Below are 15769 nucleotides of genomic sequence, written 5' to 3'. Positions count from 1 at the left end.
CGACACCTCCGCCCTCGCCCGATCGGTCGTTGCTGGGCACGATCGGCGCAATTTTCGACCCCCCGACCGCGTTTGGCCACCACCAGGGGAACGCAATCATCCGATCGGTGACGAAGACCATCACCCGGCGCGCTGCCGGTCAGCCGAGGGGCAGCAGCGCGGCGACCTCTCCGGCCCGCGATCCGGACACGCTCAGCTTGCCGGCCGCGCGGGCGTCGTCCCAGGTCAGCGCCCCGACGACGAGAGCGAGCCAGGTCTGCGGGGTGGTCTCCAGGACGTTCGGCGGCGTGCCGCGGGTGTGCCGCGGACCCTCGATGCACTGCACTGCACCGAACGGGGGAATCCGCACCTCGACGCTGTGCCCCGGCGCGCGGGCGGCCAGCTCCTGCAGCGACTCCTTGACGGCCGCCTTCACCGTCCCGCGGTCCGGCTGCGGCCCGGCGCCGGCGAGCCAGGCGTCGAGCAGGTCCCGCTCGGAGCTCACGCGCCGAAGAGCGCGGGCAGGGTTCCCTCCCAGGCCGTGCGCAGCTCGTCGAGCGGGAGGGCCGGGACGCCCTCGATCGCCAGGACGTCTCCCCCGACGGTGCCGAGCCGCTGGGCCGGCAGGTTCGCCGCGGCGGCTCGGGCCAGCAGCTCCTCCGCCTGCTCCGGCGCGACGGTGACCAGCACCCGTCCGGCGGACTCGGCGAAGAGCGTGACGAACGGGTCCACGACACCCGGCGTGGGCAGCGACACCTCCGCGCCCCGGCCGCCGACGAGCGAGGCCTCCACCAGCGCCTGCGCGAGGCCGCCCTCGGAGAGGTCGTGGCTGCCGGTGAGCAGGCGGTCCGTGGCGGCCGCGGCGAGCAGCGCGGCGAGCCGGCGCTCGTGCTCCAGGTCCACCGCCGGCGGGCGCCCGCCGAGGTGGCCGTGCGCGACGTGGGCCCACTCGCTGCCGTCGAGCTCGGCAAGGGTCCGGCCGAGCAGCACGACGACGTCGCCGGTGTTCCGGAAACCGGACGGGACGCGCGTCGCGACGTCGTCCAGGACGCCGAGGATGCCGATCACCGGGGTGGGCAGGATCGCCTGGGTGCCGGTCTGGTTGTAGAAGCTGACGTTCCCGCCGGTGACGGGGATGCCGAGCTGGGCGCAGCCGTCGGCGAGGCCGCGGACGGCCTGGCTGAACTGCCACATCACGTGCGGGTCCTCCGGCGAGCCGAAGTTCAGGCAGTTCGTGACGGCCGTGGGCACCGCTCCCGAGGTCGCGACGTTCCGGTAGGCCTCGGCCAGCGCCAGCTGCGCGCCGGTGTACGGGTCCAGCGCGGTGAAGCGGGCGTTGCAGTCCGTGGCGACGGCGATGCCGCGGCCGGACTCCTCGTCGATCCGGACGACGCCGGCGTCCGCCGGCTGGGCCGAGGCGGTGTTGCCGCGGACGTAGCGGTCGTACTGGTCGGTGACCCACGCGCGGCTGCACAGGTTCGGCGAGGCGGCCATCCGCAGGATCTCCGCCCGCAGCTCCGACGGCGACGCCGGGCGCGGCAGGGAGTCCGCGGTGTTCGCCACCAGCGCGTCCTGCCCCTCACCGCGCTGCACCGGGCGGTGGTAGACCGGGCCGTCGTGCGCGACGGTGCGCGGCGGGACGTCGACCACCGTCTGGCCGTGGAAGTCGATGACGAGGTGGTCGCCGTCCGTGACCTCGCCGATCACGGTGGCGATGGTGTCCCACTTGGCGCAGACGGCCATGAACGCGTCCACGTCCTCGGGCCGCACGACCGCGCACATGCGCTCCTGCGACTCGCTGGACAGGATCTCGGCGGGCGTCATGCCGGTGGCGCGCAGCGGGACGGCGTCCAGGTTCACGTGCATGCCGCCGGAACCCGCGCTGGCCAGCTCGCTCGTGGCGCAGGACAGCCCGGCGCCGCCGAGGTCCTGGATGCCGACCACCAGGCCCGCGTGGAACAGCTCGAGGCAGCACTCGATGAGCACCTTCTCGGTGAACGGGTCCCCGACCTGCACCGACGGCAGCTTCTTGTGCCCGCCGCCGCCCTCCTCGCCCGCGAAGGTGTCGCTGGCCAGGACGGAGACGCCGCCGATGCCGTCCAGGCCGGTCCGGGCCCCGAACAGGATGATCTTGTTCCCGGTGCCGGAGGCGAACGCCAGGTGCAGGTCCTCGGTGCGCATCGCGCCGACGCACATGGCGTTGACCAGCGGGTTCCCGGCATAGGAGGCGTCGAAGACGACCTCGCCGCCCACGTTCGGCAGGCCCAGGCAGTTTCCGTAGCCGCCGACGCCCGCGACCACGCCCGGCAGCACGCGCGCGGTGTCCGGCGCGTCCGCGGGGCCGAAGCGCAGCGGGTCCGCGACGGCGATCGGGCGGGCCCCCATGGCCATGATGTCCCGGACGATGCCGCCGACGCCCGTCGCGGCGCCCTGGTAGGGCTCGACGTAGGACGGGTGGTTGTGCGACTCGACCTTGAAGGTGACGGCCCAGCCGTCCCCGATCTCGACGACGCCGGCGTTCTCGCCGATGCCCGCGAGCATCTTCTCCTTCATCTCCGCCGTGGTGGTCTCCCCGAAGTACCCGAGGTGCACCTTGGAGGACTTGTAGGAGCAGTGCTCGCTCCACATCACCGAGTACATCGCCAGCTCGGCGTCCGTCGGCCGGCGGCCCAGGATCTCCCGGATGCGGGCGTACTCGTCGTCCTTCAGACCCAGTTCCCGGTAGGGCTGGGGGTGGTCCGGGGTGGCGGCCGCGTGGGCCACGGTGTCGGTGACGATCGGTGCGGCGAGCTCAGTCACGACAACCAGCCTAAACGTCGCGCGGGAGTGCTCCGGCCGCCACCTGCGTCACCGGGATCGACCGCCACCGCTCCGATCGGGCGGCGCGGTGTTCACGAGCGCCTGCCGCCCCTCGGCACATCCTCGGGACCGAGGGCCGGAGAGGGCCTCCCGCAGTGGGCACCGGCCGGGATGTTCCTGCTGGTCGCGAGGGGTGCTCCGGCGGGCGTCCGCCTGCGGGGCCGACGCGGAGCACGCCGTCGGCGAGCGCCTCCCCGACCAGAACATGCCCGTCCGCCGCGACGACGACCGGCCCGGCTCCCGCCCGCGATGTCGTGACCGTCACCCGCTCAGGAGTTCGGCAGCTTGACGACGCTCACGAAGAAGTGGTCGATGTGCTTGATCGCCTCGATGAAGCCCTCGAAGTCCACCGGCTTGGTGACGTAGGCGTTCGCGTGCAGCTGGTAGCTCTTCAGCACGTCCTCCTCGGCCTGCGAGGTGGTGAGCACGATGACCGGGATGTGCTGCAGGCCGGGGTCGCCCTTGACCTCGGCGAGGACCTCGCGGCCGTCCCGGCGGGGCAGGTTGAGGTCGAGCAGGATCAGGTCCGGGCGCGGGGCGTCCGCGTACTGGCCCTCGTTGCGCAGGTAGGCCAGCGCCTCGGAGCCGTCGGTGACGACGTCGAGCCGGTTGTGCAGGTACTCCTCGAACGCCTCGCGCGTCATGAGCACGTCGCCCGGGTCGTCCTCGACGAGCAGCACGTTGATGATCCGGGGGTCGTCGGTCACTGAGCCGGTTCCTTCTCTGCCGAGGGTGCGGGCGCGGCACGCCCCGCGGGTGTCTGGGCCGCAACGGGCAGTGTGAACCGCACGACCGTGCCCGGCTCCGGCCGGGGGTCGGTGTCCACCCAGATCCGGCCGCCGTGGAACTCGGCGATCTTCTTCGCGAGCGCCAGGCCGATGCCGGTACCGGCATACACGTCCCGGCCGTGCAGCCGCTGGAAGATCACGAAGATCTTGTCCGCGAACTCCGGCTCGATGCCGATGCCGTTGTCCCGCACGGCGATCTCCCAGTCCCCGGCGTCGTTGAGGCCCCCCTCGACCCGGACGACGGGCGGGACGCCCTCGCGGTGGAACTTCAGCGCGTTGCCGATCAGGTTGAACAGCAGCTGCTGCAGCAGTCCCGGGTCGCCGTGCACGGTCGGCAGGTCGTCCGGGACGATCACCTCGCCGTCGACGTCCTCGCGCGCCGCCCCGAGCTGACCGGCGGCGGCCTGCGCCGCCCTGGTGAGCGGCACCGCGACGAAGCCCGCGGTCGTGCGCCCGACCCGGGAGAACGTCAGCAGGTCGTTGATCAGGGTCTGCATCCGCTGCGCGCCGTCGACGGCGAAGCCGATGTACTGGTCCGCGCGCTCGTCGAGCTGGCCGCCGTAGCGGCGCTGCAGCAGCTGGCAGAAGCTCGAGACCTTGCGTAGCGGCTCCTGCAGGTCGTGGCTCGCGACGTAGGCGAACTGCTCGAGATCGCGGTTGGACCGCTCGAGCTCGGTGGTCTGCTCGTCGAGCCGGCGGTTGGCGTCCTGCAGCTCGTCGACCTCGCGCTGGATGTGCGCGCGCATCGCCTCGACGTCCTGTCCGAGCTCGACGATCTCCCGCGGCCCGACGGCCTGCACCACCTGCACGCCGACGTTCCCGGCCACCACGGCGCGGGTCTGCGCGGCGAGCCGCGAGATGGGCCGCAGGACGGCCCCGCGCACGGCGAGGGACGCGACGACCAGGAACCCCACCGCGATCACCGCGATCACGACGCCGACGACCGAGAGGAACCGGATGGCGCGGTCCAGCTGGCCACGGGCCTCGGCCCGCACCTGCACGAGATCCGTGACGAGGCCGCTGCTCGCGGTGCGGACGTCTTCGAACAGCTCCCGGCCGCGCTGCGGATCCACGGGGGCGCCACCGGCCCGCACGGCGGCGATCGAGGGCTCGGCGTACTGCTCCCGCCACGCCTGTGTGGCCCGGCTCAGCTCGTCCACGTCCGCACGGACGGTCCCGTCGGCCGAGCCGAACGCCGGCGAGGCCTGCGGCCCCAGCAGGGCGTAGAGCTGCGCGAACGCCCGGTTCTGCGCCTCCACCCCGTTCGCGTAGGGCGTCAGGAAGTCCGGGGTGGGCACGATCGCGAAACCCCGGACGCCGGTCTCCTGGTCCAGCAGCGCCGAGTTGACGTCCTGACCGGCGGTGAGCGCCGGGGCAACCTGGTCGTAGAGCCGGTCCCGGGCGTCGTTGATGCGCAGCACGGCGATCGTCCCGAACACGACGGCGAGCACCATGATCACCACGACCGTGCCCGCGCCGAGGGCGAACCAGCGGCGGATCGGCCAGTGCTTCGCCGCCGCGGCGTCCTCCTCCACGCGGTGCTGGCGCCGCAGCGGCCGACGGGTGCGTTCGGGCACGGGCACGCTCACCCGACCCCCACGCCGCGCGGCGTCCGCGCGTCCGAGAGCAGCAGGATCGCGACGTCGTCGGACAGGGGCCCGCCGTTGATCGTCTGGGCGCGCTCGACGAGCCGGCTCGGCAGGTCCCCGAGCGGCACGTCCCGTTCCTGTTCCAGCAACTCGACCAGGCCCTCCTGCCACAGCAGCTGGCCCGGCTCGGTGCCACGGCCCTCGATCAGCCCGTCGGTGTAGACGAGCAGCGCCCAGCCCTCCGCGAGCTCGACGGTCTTCGGCTCCCACGCGCTGCCCGCCACGACCCCGAGCGGCACCCCGACCGACACCGGCAGCGGCACCGCGCCCGGCCGCAGCGAGATCGGCGGCGGATGTCCGGCCACCCGGATCAGCGCCTGCGCCTGCCCGCCCTCGGTCTGCTCGATCGCCAGCGTGGTGACCGTGGTGAACAGGGTGCGGTCGTGCCGCTCGCTGACGAACACCTCCTGCAGCTTGGGCAGCAGCTGCGGCTCGGCCACCCCGGCCAGCACCAGCGCACGCCAGGAGACGCGCAGCAGGGCGCCGAGGGCGGCCTCGTCCGGCCCGTGGCCCGAGACGTCCCCGACGATGGCGTGGACGGTGCCCGACGGACCGCGCACCGCGTCGTAGAAGTCCCCGCCGAGCACGGAGCGGGTGCGGCCGGAGCGGTAGAAGGCCCGGGCGCCCACGCTGCTGCCGTCGAGCAGCGGCGACGGCAGCAGGCCGCGTTCGAGGCGGACGGACTCCGCGGCCGCGAGCTGCTCCTCGCGCAGGCGCACCAGGCCGGCCTCGGCCCGGCGGCGCTCGACGGCGTAGCGGATCGCGCGGATCAGCACCGCGCCGTCCGCCTTGTTCTTGACCAGGTAGTCCTGCGCGCCGACCCCGACGGACTCGATACCGAGGTGCTCGTCGTCCAGACCGGTGAGGACGCAGACCGCCATGCCGGGGGCCGTCCGCAGGATCTGCCGCAGCCCGTCGAGGCCGCTGGTGCCGGGCAGGTTGAGGTCCAGCAGCACGCAGTCCGTCTCGGCGAGCAGGTCTCCCTCGACGACCGCACGGACGGAGTCCGCGACCGTCACCCGCACGCTCGGGTCGACCTCGGCGAGCAGCTCCCGGACCAGGAACACGTCCCCCGGGTCGTCCTCGACGAGCAGGACCCGGTGGCCGGGTTCGCCGGGGAGGGGTCGGGACACGGACAACCTCTCGTGGGGAGCGATCGGGGCCGCCGCGGCGGGCCGCGCCACCGGCACCTCGGAGGGACGGATGCGCAGACTAGACCGCGGCACCCGTCAGTGTCCTGAGCAGTGAGGTGAACAGGCCCAGCCCCTGCTCCGACGGCCCGGTGAGGGTGTCGATGGCGTGCTCCGGGTGGGGCATGAGCCCGACGACCCGGCCGTTCTCCGAAGAGATGCCGGCGATGTCCGCCATCGCGCCGTTCGGGTTCCCGCCGACGTACCTGAACGCGACCCGGCCCTCGTCCTCGAGCCGGGTGAGCGTCTCCCCGTCCGCGACGTAGCGGCCCTCGGCGTTCTTGACCGGGACGACGATCTCCTCGCCATCGGTGAACGCCGAGGTCCAGGCGGTGCCGGCGTTCTCGACGCGCAGCCGCTGGTCCCGACACACGAAGTGCAGCCCCGCGTTGCGGGCGAGGGCGCCCGGCAGCAGGCCTGCCTCGCAGAGGATCTGGAAGCCGTTGCAGATGCCGAGCACGGGCAGGCCCCCGGCGGCGCCGGACACGACCTCGGTCATGATCGGCGCGAGGCTGGCGATCGCCCCGGCGCGCAGGTAGTCCCCGTAGGAGAACCCGCCCGGGACGACGACGGCGTCCACACCCTGCAGGTCCCGGTCGGAATGCCAGAGCGCGACGGGCTCGGCGCCGGCGCGGCGGACCGCGCGGGCGGCGTCGACGTCGTCCAGGGTGCCGGGGAAGGTGATGACCCCGATCCGCGCGGCGCTCATACCCTCGTCACCTTCCAGTCCTCGATCACCGGGTTCGCCAGCAGGTCACCGGCGATGCGGTGCAGGGTCTCGTCGTCGACCGAGTCGTCGACCTCGAGCTCGAAGTGCTTGCCCTGCCGCACGTCGGCCACCCCGGCGACCCCGATGCGGGTCAGCGCCCGGGAGACCGCCTGGCCCTGGACGTCCAGGATCTCCGGCTTCGGCATCACGTCCACCACGACTCTCGCCACGGTGTCAAGCCTACGGTGAACGCGCAGTGCTCTCGGTGGGTGGCCGGGTGAGCCTGCTGACATGCGGTTACCGCTGCTCGGTGGGACGGTCTTCTGCTCGCGGGCGATCGCCGGGGCGGCGCTGCGCCGGGGCCACGACGACGCCGGGCTGGGTCCGAACGCCGCGCCGGACTCACCGGAGAGGAGGAGGCGAGCCCGCTCGCCACCGCCTCAGAACCGGTGCAGAGTGGACGGGTGCAGCTCACCCACTTCGGCCACGCCTGCGTCCTGATCGACACCGGGACCGCGCGCCTGCTGATCGACCCGGGCGCGTTCTCCACCGGCTTCGAGTCGCTGACCGGCCTGGACGCCGTCCTGATCACCCACCAGCACTTCGACCACCTGGAGCCGGACCGGCTGCCGGACCTGCTGCGGGCGAATCCGGACGCCCGGGTGATCGTGGACCCCGGCACCGCCGGGCAGCTGGAGGCCGTGGACCACGAGGTCGTCGCACCCGGGGACTCGCTGGAGATCGCCGGCGCCCGCGTCGACGTGATCGGCGACGGGGACCACGCGGTGATCCACCCGGACATCCCGATGATCGCCAACAACGGCTACCTCGTCGGGGACGTCGACGCCCCGGGCACGCTGCTGCACCCCGGCGACGCGTACGTCCCGCTCCCGGAGGGCCTCGACCCCGTCGAGACGCTGCTGCTGCCCACCGGTGCGCCGTGGCTCAAGGTGGCCGAGGCCGTCGACTACCTGCGGGCGATGACGCCCCGGACCGCCGTGCCGATCCACGAGGCGGTGCTGGCCGACCCGGGGATGCACTACGGCCTGTTCACGAACCTCGCGCCGAAGGGCACGACGGTGAAAGTGCTGGAGCGGGAGACCGCGAGCGCCCTCTGAGCCTCCCGGGCCGGGCCGTCCACGCGGCCACCCCGCGAGCCGGCACTTCCGGTGACGCGAGTCGCCGTCTCGCGTCGGATCCACATCACGCCGCCCGGCGTGCCGCGGCGGCCAGTCCCTCGTACGTCGTCGGGACCGCGCCCGCGGCCAGGACGTCGTCCACCGAGTCCAGCAGCGCCCGTACCCGGCCCGGCTTGCGCAGGTCCTTGGCCCGCATGCCGATCCGGACGACCCCGCCACGGTGCGCGATGCGCCGGGCCTCGGCCTGCAGCAGGCGGCGCCGCCACGTCTCGGCGCGGCGCCGGTCGTCCGCGGCCGGGCGACGCTCCCCGGTGAGCCGGAAACCGAGTGCCCGGGAGCGGATCAGCCTCGCGGAGGGCTCGCCGAAGAGGTGCACGCCGTTCTCGTCGGCACAGACCGCGAAGCCCTGCTCGCGCACCGCCTCCAGGGTGCCCGGGGAGGCCAGCCAGCGGGGCGGGACGAAGACGTCCGTGCCCAGCCCGGCCATGGTGAGGGCCCGGCGCGCGGCGACGAGCCGCAGGCCCGCCTCGTGCCGGGGGAGCATGGCGAACTCCGCGCGGCGCCCGATCCGGGCGCCCTGCCGGGTCGGGTCCGGGTCGTGGTCGTAGCCGTGCAGGGCCAGCGCGTCCCCGGCGATCCGGCGCGCGGCGATCCAGCGGACGAGTGCGTCGTCGCCGCTCAGCGAGCCGCTCTCCGCACGGGGCCGGACGAGATGGGTGACGGGCACGCCCCGGCGCTCCAGCTCCTCGACGAGCACGCGGGCGCGCTCGATCGCGCCCGCCGGCGCGTCGGTGAGCCCGGACAGCGACACGACCAGTTCAGCGGTCATGTGCTCATTACGCACCACCGACATGAACGCCGCGTGAGCGCGGCGTTCCCGCAGGGCGTCGAGGGTCCGTCCTGCGGATCCGTGCCGGGCCGGAGATCCGCAGGACGGACCCCTAGCTCCAGGCCTGTCCGGTGATGCGCTCGTAGACCTCGACGTAGCGGGCCCGGACGGCGTCGACGACGTCGGCCGGCACCTCCGGCCCGGGCTCGGTCTTGTCCCAGCCCGTGGAGAGCGACCACTCGCGCGCGTACTGCTTGTCGAACGAGTACTGCTGGCGACCCGGCTCCCACTGGTCCGCCGGCCAGAACCGCGAGGAGTCCGGGGTCAGCACCTCGTCGCCGAGCACGATCTCACCGGTCGACGGGTCGGTCCCGAACTCGAGCTTGGTGTCCGCGACGAGGATCCCGTTCTTCTCCGCGGTCCCGGCGCCCAGCCGGTAGACGTCCAGGGTGAGGTCGCGCAGGCGGGCGGCGGTCTCCGCCCCGACGAGCGCCACGACGTCGTCGAAGGTGATGGCCTCGTCGTGCTCGCCGAGCGGCGCCTTGGAGTCGGGGTGAAGATCGGTTCCGGGAGCCGCGAGCCCTCGACGAGCCCGGGCGGCAACGCGACCCCGGAGACCGCGCCGGTGCGCTGGTAGTCCTTCAGCCCGGACCCGGTCAGGTACCCGCGGGCCACGCACTCGACGGGCAGCATCTCCAGCGTCCGACACCGGATCGCCCGCCCGGCGAACTCCTCCGGCACGTCCGTCGCGGAGAGCACGTGGTGCGGCACCAGGTCCGCGACCCGCTCGAACCACCACAGCGACAGCGCGGTGAGGATCCTGCCCTTGTCCGGGACCGGCGTGGGCAGGACGACGTCGTAGACCGAGAGCCGGTCCGAGGCGACCAGCAGGATGTCCCCGCGGTCGGAGTAGATGTCCCGGACCTTGCCGGAGTGCAACAGCTTCACAGGATGGCTCCGGGGGCGTAGGCGGCGGCCTCGGGGTGGGCGCCGGTGATCGCGCCGACCTCGGCGACGATCGCGGCGACCTGGGACGTCGCGGCGCCGGTGAAGGACAGCGGGTCCTTCAGCAGGCCGTCCAGCAGGCCCGCGGGCAGGCCCAGGCGCTCGTCGTTCTGCAGGCGGGCGAGCAGGTCGTTCTCGCTCTGCCCCTTCTCCCGCATGGCCAGCGCGACGCCGACGGCGTGCTCCTTGATCACCTCGTGCGCGGTCTCCCGGCCCACCCCGGCGCGGACGGCGGCCATCAGCACCTTCGTCGTGGCGAGGAACGGCAGGTAGCGGTCCAGCTCCCTCCCGATCACCGCGGGGTAGGCGCCGAACTCGTCGAGCACCGTCAGGGTGGTCTCGAACAGCCCGTCGAGGGCGAAGAACGCGTCCGGCAGCGCGACCCGGCGGACCACGGAGCAGAACACGTCGCCCTCGTTCCACTGGGCGCCGGCGAGCTCGGCGGCCATCGAGGCGTTGCCGCGCAGCACCACCATCAGGCCGTTGATCCGCTCCGCCGAGCGGGTGTTCATCTTGTGCGGCATGGCGCTGGAACCGACCTGGCCGGGCTTGAAGCCCTCGGTGGCGAGTTCGGCGCCGGCCATCAGCCGGATGGTCGTGGCCAGCGACGACGGCGCCGCGCCCAGCTGGACCAGCGCGGACAGGACGTCGTGGTCCAGGGAGCGCGGGTAGACCTGGCCGACGCTGGTGAAGACGCCCGCGAAGCCGAGGTGCGCGGCGACCCGCTCCTCCAGCTGCGCGAGCTTGGCCGCGTCGCCGTCGAGCAGGTCGAGCATGTCCTGGGCGGTGCCGACCGGGCCCTTGATCCCGCGCAGCGGGTAGCGGCCGCGCAGGTCCTCGAGCCGGGCGTACGCGACGAGCAGCTCGTCCGCGGCCGAGGCGAAACGCTTGCCGAGCGTGGTGGCCTGCGCGGCGACGTTGTGGCTGCGCCCGGCCATCACCAGCTCGGCGTACTCCCCCGCCCGGCGCGCGAGCCGGCCGAGGATCGCGACCGTCCGGTCCCGGACCAGCTCCAGCGACAGCCGGATCTGCAGCTGCTCGACGTTCTCGGTGAGGTCCCGGCTGGTGAGGCCCTTGTGCACGTGCTCGTGGCCGGCGAGGGCGTTGAACTCCTCGATCCGCGCCTTCACGTCGTGCCGGGTGACTCGCTCGCGCTCGGCGATCGACGCCAGGTCCACCTGGTCGACGACCCGCTCGTAGTCCGCGATCGCCTGCTCGGGCACGTCGACCCCGAGGTCACGCTGGGCGCGGAGGACCGCGATCCACAGCCGGCGCTCCAGGACGATCTTGTATTCGGGCGACCAGATCGTGACGAGCTCCGGGCTCGCGTAGCGGGCGGCCAGCACATTGGGAATCACGTCAGATGAGGATACGGCCTTCTCGGCGGCCGCATGCTCAGAGGACTCTGAGCAGCGCGGTGTGCGCGGCCTTGCGGGGGTCCGGGTCCGCCTCGATGAGCGCCGAGAGCACCGCCCCGTCGACGACCTCGACGACGTGCCGCAGCGCGTCCACGTCGAGGGTGTGCCCGGCCCGGGCCAGCGCCTCGGCCAGGACGGCGTCGAGCTCGCCGCGCAGCTCGCGCATCAGGGGCGCGAGGTAGGGCCGCCGGCCGGCGCCGACGAGCCGCTCGTAGCGCAGCAGGACGGCGTCGAGCCCGCCGTCCCGGGACTCCGCGCCGAGCAGCTGGTCCAGCACGAGCTCCAACGGGTCGCCCGGGCCGCCGGCGTCGAGGTGCGCGCGGCCCTCGGCCAGCTCGTCCCGGCTCGTGCGCTCGACGGCGGCGGTGACCAGCTCGTCGAGCGAGTCGAAGTAGTAGGTGGTCGACGCCAGCGGGAGCCCCGCCCGTTCGGCGACGGCCCGGTGCCGGATCGCGTCGAACCCGCCCTCGCGCAGCAGCTGCGCGGCGGCGTCGGTGAGGGCCTGCCGGCGGCGCTCGCCCTTCTCGGTCGCCCCCTTCTCCTTCGGCACGCCGGACAGTGTCCCCCAGGGATCTAGAGATGCGGCGCGAGGGCGTCGGCCAGCTCCTGCACTCGTGCGCGGAAGGGCACGGCCCCCGAGTCCGACGCCGCGCGGGACGTCACCGAGACGTACCCGCCCGACGCCGTCGACCGGCCCGCCTGGACCCACCCGACCGCCAGCGCTGCATCCGTCCGGGGCTCGCCGGGGGCCGTGTAGACCACGCTGATCAGCCCGGACGCGTCCCCGTCGACGACGTCGAGGGCGACCTCGCGACCGGCCCCGGGGCGGCACTCCAGCGTCGTCGGGGCCTCCACGGCGTCCCGCAGCGGGGGCAGCGCGGCGTCGACCAGGGCGCGGAGCGCGGGGTCCTGGGTCGGTACGCAGTCCTCGCCGGCCGTCGGGCCGAGCGGTGCGGGGTTCGGGACCGCCGCGCGCGGCGCCGCGGCCGCACCGGCCGCGGAGTCCGCGCTCTCCCGCGCGGGTGCGGGGGCGGAGGTCGTCTCGCCGGCCGACGTGGGCAGGACGGCCGCCGCCACCCCGCCCCCGCCGAGGAGCACGGTAGCCGCGACGAAGCCGCCCGCGAGCTGTGTGCGACGGCGCCTGGTGACCCGGTGCGAGGTGCTGAGCACGTCGTCGAGGTCGGACCCCGCCTCGGGCGGGGTGTCCGCCGCGGCGCGGAAGGCGGCCACGAGCCTGTCGTCGTCCTCGTTCACGTCCTCCTCCTCTCAGCCGGCCGGTCGCAGGTCGTCGAGCGTGTCACCCAGCCGGCGGTCGGCCACCGTGTCCGTCGCCCGTTCCCGGCGCCACGGCCGCCGGGACTCGTGGACGACGGCGCGGACCAGCGTGCGTCGCACCCAGGCGTCGAGCGCCCCCGTGTCCCTGATCCTCCGCCAGTTCCGGTGCAGGGCGACGAACGTGGACTGCGCGTGGTCGTCCGCGCGGTGCCGGTCCCCGCAGAGCAGGAAGGCGGTGCGGCGCACGGCGTCCCGGCGCGCGCGGAAGTACTCCGCGAACTCGCGCTCCGCGTCGGGCTCCACGGTTCTCCTCCCGTTCAGCACCGGGACGGATCTCGGCGCGCCCACGGTCGCATCCGGTACAGCAGTTGGTCCGTTCGACGGCCTGCCGTGACCTTTTCGTGACCCCGCCGAGACCTGCCGATCGCCCCCTGATTGGATCGGGAGGTGCCCGCCCTGAGCCGAAGCCGCCGTCCGCGATCCGGTGACGCGCCGATCGACCTCCGGTCCGACACGGTCACCAAGCCCACGAAGCAGATGCGGGCGGCGATGGCCGAGGCCGAGGTCGGCGACGACGTGCTGGACCGCGACCCCACGATGCGGGCGCTCGAGGAACGGGTCGCCGGGTACCTCGGCGCCGCGGACGCCCTGTGGACGCCCAGCGGCTCGATGGGCAACCTGATCGCCCTGATGTCCCATCTGAGGCGGGGCGACGCGTTCCTGGCGCCGCTCGGCGCGCACGTCCTGGATGCCGAGCTCGGCACCGCCGCGTGGCTGGCCGGCGGCATGCCCCGGCCGATGGAGCACGACGGGGGGCCCGGGAAGGTCACCCCCGACGCCGTCCGCCGCGCCGCCGGGCCGGAGGGGCCGTACTTCACCCTGCGCACCACGCTGCTGTGCCTGGAGAACACCCACAACGCCGCGGGCGGCACGGTCACCCGGCCCGAGGAGCACGCGACGGTCGCCGCCGCGGCCAAGGCCGCCGGGCTCGCCGTCCACCTCGACGGCGCCCGCCTCTGGCACGCCGCGGTCAAGCTCGGGGTCCCGCCCGCGGCGCTCACGGTCGGCGCGGACACCGCGCAGGTGTGTCTGAGCAAGGGTCTCGGCGCGCCGGTCGGGTCCGTCGTCGCGGGCTCGGCGAACTTCGTCGAGGAGGCCCGGCGGCTGCGCAAGATGCTCGGCGGCGGCGTCCGGCAGGGCGGCGTGCTCGCCGCGGCGGGCCTCGTCGCCCTGGACCGGGTCGACCGGCTCGCCGAGGACCACGAGCGCGCGACGACGCTGGCCGCGGGCCTGCGCGAACGCGGCTGGCGGCTGCAGGACCCCGAGACGAACATCGTCCTCGTCGACGTGGCGGACCTGCCGGGCACGCTCAGGCGGTTCGAGGAGGCGGGGGTCCGGGCGAGCGCGATGTCCGGGAAGGTGCGGCTGATGACCCACGCGGACCTGACGGACGCGGACATCGGCACCGCCCTGGCGCGGATCGGTCCGCTCGAGACGGCCCCGCCGGGCCGCAACGGCACGGCCCGCCCGGTCTCCCGTGGCCGCTCCCGTCCCGCGGGGTAGCGGTCCCCGTAGCCGACGGTGGAGATCGTCGTCAGCTTCCACCAGACGGCGCGACCGGCGGAAACCGCGTCACAACCAGGATTCGAGCCTCCGCAGGGCCTCCTCGACGTCCTCCGTCGCACCCGCGCACGAGAACCGCACGTAGCGGCCGCCGTCGACCGGGTCGAAGTCGATCCCCGGGGCGAGCGCGATGCCCGTCTGGTCGAGGATCCGGTAGGTCAGCTCCATGGAGTCGGCGGTCAGGTGCCCGACGTCCGCGTAGACGTAGAACGCGCCGTCCGCGGGCGCCAGCCGGTCGATGCCGAGCTTCGGCAGGCGGGAGAGCAGCAGGTCGCGGTTCACCCCGTACCGGACGACGTGCGAGTCCGCCTCCGCGTAGGACTCCGGCGTGAACGCGGCGACGGCGGCGTGCTGCGGCAGCGCCGGCGGGCAGACGGTGAAGTTCGAGGCCAGGTTGTCCGCGGCCCGCCGCAGCCGCGGCGGCACCAGCAACCAGCCCAACCGCCAGCCGGTCATCGAGAAGTACTTCGAGAACGAGTTGACGACGATCGCCTCGCGCGAGGTCTCCCAGGCACAGCTGGTCGCGGGCGACCCCGGGTAGGAGATGCCGTGGTAGATCTCGTCGCTGACCAGCTGGATGCCGTTGGCCTCGCAGTACGCGCCGAGCGCCGCCAGCTCGGCCGGGTCCAGCACGGTGCCCGTCGGGTTCGCGGGACTCGCGACGACCAGGCCCTTCACCGGCTCGTCGAGTTCCTCCAGCATCGCGACGGTCGGCTGGAACCGCGTCTGCGGCCCGCACGGCAGCTCGACGACCTCGCAGCCGAGCGCGCCGAGGATGTTGCGGTAGCAGGGGTAGCCGGGGCGGGCCATGGCCACGCGGTCCCCGGCGTCGAAGGCCCCGAGGAAGGCGAGCAGGAAGCCGCCGGAGGAGCCGGTGGTGACCACGACGTCGTCCGGGTCGACGGCCACGCCGTACGTGTGCCCGTAGTGCCCGGCGATGCCCGCGCGCAGCTCGGGGATGCCGAGGGAGACGGTGTAGCCGAGGACCTCGCCCTCCAGTGCGGCGGCGGCGGCGCGGCGGACGGCCGCGGGCGCGGGGGTGGAGGGCTGACCGGCCGAGAGGTTGACCAGGTCGCCGTGGGTCTGCTGGCGCCTCGTCGCGGCGCTCCAGACGTCCATCACGTGGAACGGGGCGACGGCGGCGCGGGCGGCGGGGTGCAGGCCGGGTGGGGAGGAGCTCACAGGGTCCGAATGTACTTCCCGCCGGTGCGGGCGGGTCCGGGGTCCGGCGCGTCCACCACCAGGCCCCAGGGCGGTGGACGCGTCGATCCGCGGTGGCGCGAGCAGGGCCTCCGGGGGAGGACCG

The 15769-nt window shown here is 74.0% G+C and carries 14 protein-coding genes and 2 pseudogenes; 2 read left to right on the top strand and 14 right to left on the bottom strand.

Annotation, left to right across the window (positions count from 1 at the left end; all coding sequences use genetic code 11):
* Window positions 1-139: 139 nt before the first annotated feature.
* From WBK50_RS00940 to purS, 7 genes are all read right to left on the bottom strand, one after another.
* On the bottom strand, window positions 140-484 hold the full coding sequence (locus WBK50_RS00940; RefSeq protein ID WP_341333789.1) for a sterol carrier family protein: 345 nt from the start codon (window positions 482-484) through the stop codon (window positions 140-142).
* Complete coding sequence (purL, locus tag WBK50_RS00935; RefSeq protein ID WP_341333788.1) at window positions 481-2778, bottom strand: phosphoribosylformylglycinamidine synthase subunit PurL; 2298 nt, start codon at window positions 2776-2778, stop codon at window positions 481-483. The genes WBK50_RS00940 and purL overlap by 4 nt, the downstream gene beginning before the upstream one ends.
* Window positions 2779-3107: 329 nt before the next feature.
* Window positions 3108-3545, bottom strand: a complete 438-nt coding sequence (locus WBK50_RS00930) for a response regulator (RefSeq protein WP_341333787.1) — start codon at window positions 3543-3545, stop codon at window positions 3108-3110.
* A complete protein-coding gene (locus tag WBK50_RS00925) occupies window positions 3542-5215 on the bottom strand; it encodes a sensor histidine kinase (protein ID WP_341333786.1) in 1674 nt (557 codons plus the stop codon). Before WBK50_RS00925 ends, WBK50_RS00930 begins: the two co-directional genes overlap by 4 nt.
* Window positions 5212-6408: a PP2C family protein-serine/threonine phosphatase gene (locus WBK50_RS00920; protein ID WP_341333785.1), complete on the bottom strand. Its 1197-nt coding sequence runs from the start codon at window positions 6406-6408 to the stop codon at window positions 5212-5214. The genes WBK50_RS00925 and WBK50_RS00920 overlap by 4 nt, the downstream gene beginning before the upstream one ends.
* A gap of 79 nt (window positions 6409-6487) precedes the next feature.
* Window positions 6488-7174, bottom strand: coding sequence for a phosphoribosylformylglycinamidine synthase subunit PurQ (purQ, locus tag WBK50_RS00915; RefSeq protein ID WP_341333784.1), 687 nt, complete (start codon window positions 7172-7174; stop codon window positions 6488-6490).
* Window positions 7171-7404 carry a phosphoribosylformylglycinamidine synthase subunit PurS gene (gene purS / locus WBK50_RS00910; RefSeq protein WP_297502596.1) on the bottom strand — a complete coding sequence of 78 codons (234 nt, stop codon included), beginning with the start codon at window positions 7402-7404 and terminating at the stop codon, window positions 7171-7173. The genes purQ and purS overlap by 4 nt, the downstream gene beginning before the upstream one ends.
* A gap of 234 nt (window positions 7405-7638) precedes the next feature.
* Here purS and WBK50_RS00905 point away from each other — a divergent pair, with 234 nt between their 5' ends.
* A complete protein-coding gene (locus WBK50_RS00905; protein WP_341333783.1) occupies window positions 7639-8292 on the top strand; it encodes an MBL fold metallo-hydrolase in 654 nt (217 codons plus the stop codon).
* An 85-nt stretch (window positions 8293-8377) separates the two neighbouring features.
* On the opposite strand, the gene WBK50_RS00900 is transcribed toward WBK50_RS00905, so the two are convergent.
* From WBK50_RS00900 to WBK50_RS00875, 6 genes and pseudogenes are all read right to left on the bottom strand, one after another.
* Window positions 8378-9142, bottom strand: coding sequence for a DUF2334 domain-containing protein (locus tag WBK50_RS00900; RefSeq protein ID WP_341333782.1), 765 nt, complete (start codon window positions 9140-9142; stop codon window positions 8378-8380).
* 112 nt (window positions 9143-9254) lie between these two features.
* Window positions 9255-10090, bottom strand: a pseudogene (locus tag WBK50_RS00895) (phosphoribosylaminoimidazolesuccinocarboxamide synthase).
* Window positions 10087-11505, bottom strand: coding sequence for an adenylosuccinate lyase (gene purB, locus WBK50_RS00890; protein WP_341333781.1), 1419 nt, complete (start codon window positions 11503-11505; stop codon window positions 10087-10089). Before purB ends, WBK50_RS00895 begins: the two are co-directional and overlap by 4 nt.
* Before the next feature lie 37 nt (window positions 11506-11542).
* Window positions 11543-12115 (bottom strand): TetR/AcrR family transcriptional regulator, encoded by a 573-nt coding sequence (locus tag WBK50_RS00885; protein WP_341333780.1) that lies wholly within the window; start codon window positions 12113-12115, stop codon window positions 11543-11545.
* Between the two features lie 23 nt (window positions 12116-12138).
* A complete protein-coding gene (locus tag WBK50_RS00880; RefSeq protein WP_341333779.1) occupies window positions 12139-12819 on the bottom strand; it encodes a hypothetical protein in 681 nt (226 codons plus the stop codon).
* A 36-nt stretch (window positions 12820-12855) separates the two neighbouring features.
* A pseudogene (locus WBK50_RS00875) lies at window positions 12856-13143 on the bottom strand (sigma factor); the annotation flags it as partial.
* Window positions 13144-13377: 234 nt separating this feature from the next.
* Between WBK50_RS00875 and WBK50_RS00870 the strand changes: the two are divergent.
* A complete protein-coding gene (locus WBK50_RS00870; RefSeq protein WP_445942334.1) occupies window positions 13378-14403 on the top strand; it encodes a threonine aldolase family protein in 1026 nt (341 codons plus the stop codon).
* 69 nt (window positions 14404-14472) lie between these two features.
* Here WBK50_RS00870 and WBK50_RS00865 read toward each other — a convergent pair whose 3' ends face one another.
* Entirely contained in the window at window positions 14473-15582 is a 1110-nt protein-coding gene (locus tag WBK50_RS00865; RefSeq protein WP_341339243.1) for an aminotransferase class I/II-fold pyridoxal phosphate-dependent enzyme, read from the bottom strand.
* Between the last annotated feature and the right edge of the window lie 187 nt (window positions 15583-15769).

The organism is Pseudonocardia sp. T1-2H (genome assembly GCF_038039215.1).
Taxonomy (GTDB): domain Bacteria; phylum Actinomycetota; class Actinomycetes; order Mycobacteriales; family Pseudonocardiaceae; genus Pseudonocardia.
Note: the sequence above shows the minus strand (reverse complement) of the source record. Positions and strands in the feature narration are given on the sequence as shown.

What these genes read in the sequence shown, in the direction of transcription:
- purQ (WP_341333784.1), bottom strand. Translation starts at nt 7,174, where the DNA reads ATGAGCGCCGCGCGGATCGGGGTCATCACCTTCCCCGGCACCCTGGAC.
- WBK50_RS00900 (WP_341333782.1), bottom strand. Translation starts at nt 9,142, where the DNA reads ATGACCGCTGAACTGGTCGTGTCGCTGTCCGGGCTCACCGACGCGCCG.
- WBK50_RS00870 (WP_445942334.1), top strand. Translation starts at nt 13,378, where the DNA reads ATGCGGGCGGCGATGGCCGAGGCCGAGGTCGGCGACGACGTGCTGGAC.
- WBK50_RS00865 (WP_341339243.1), bottom strand. Translation starts at nt 15,582, where the DNA reads ATGGACGTCTGGAGCGCCGCGACGAGGCGCCAGCAGACCCACGGCGAC.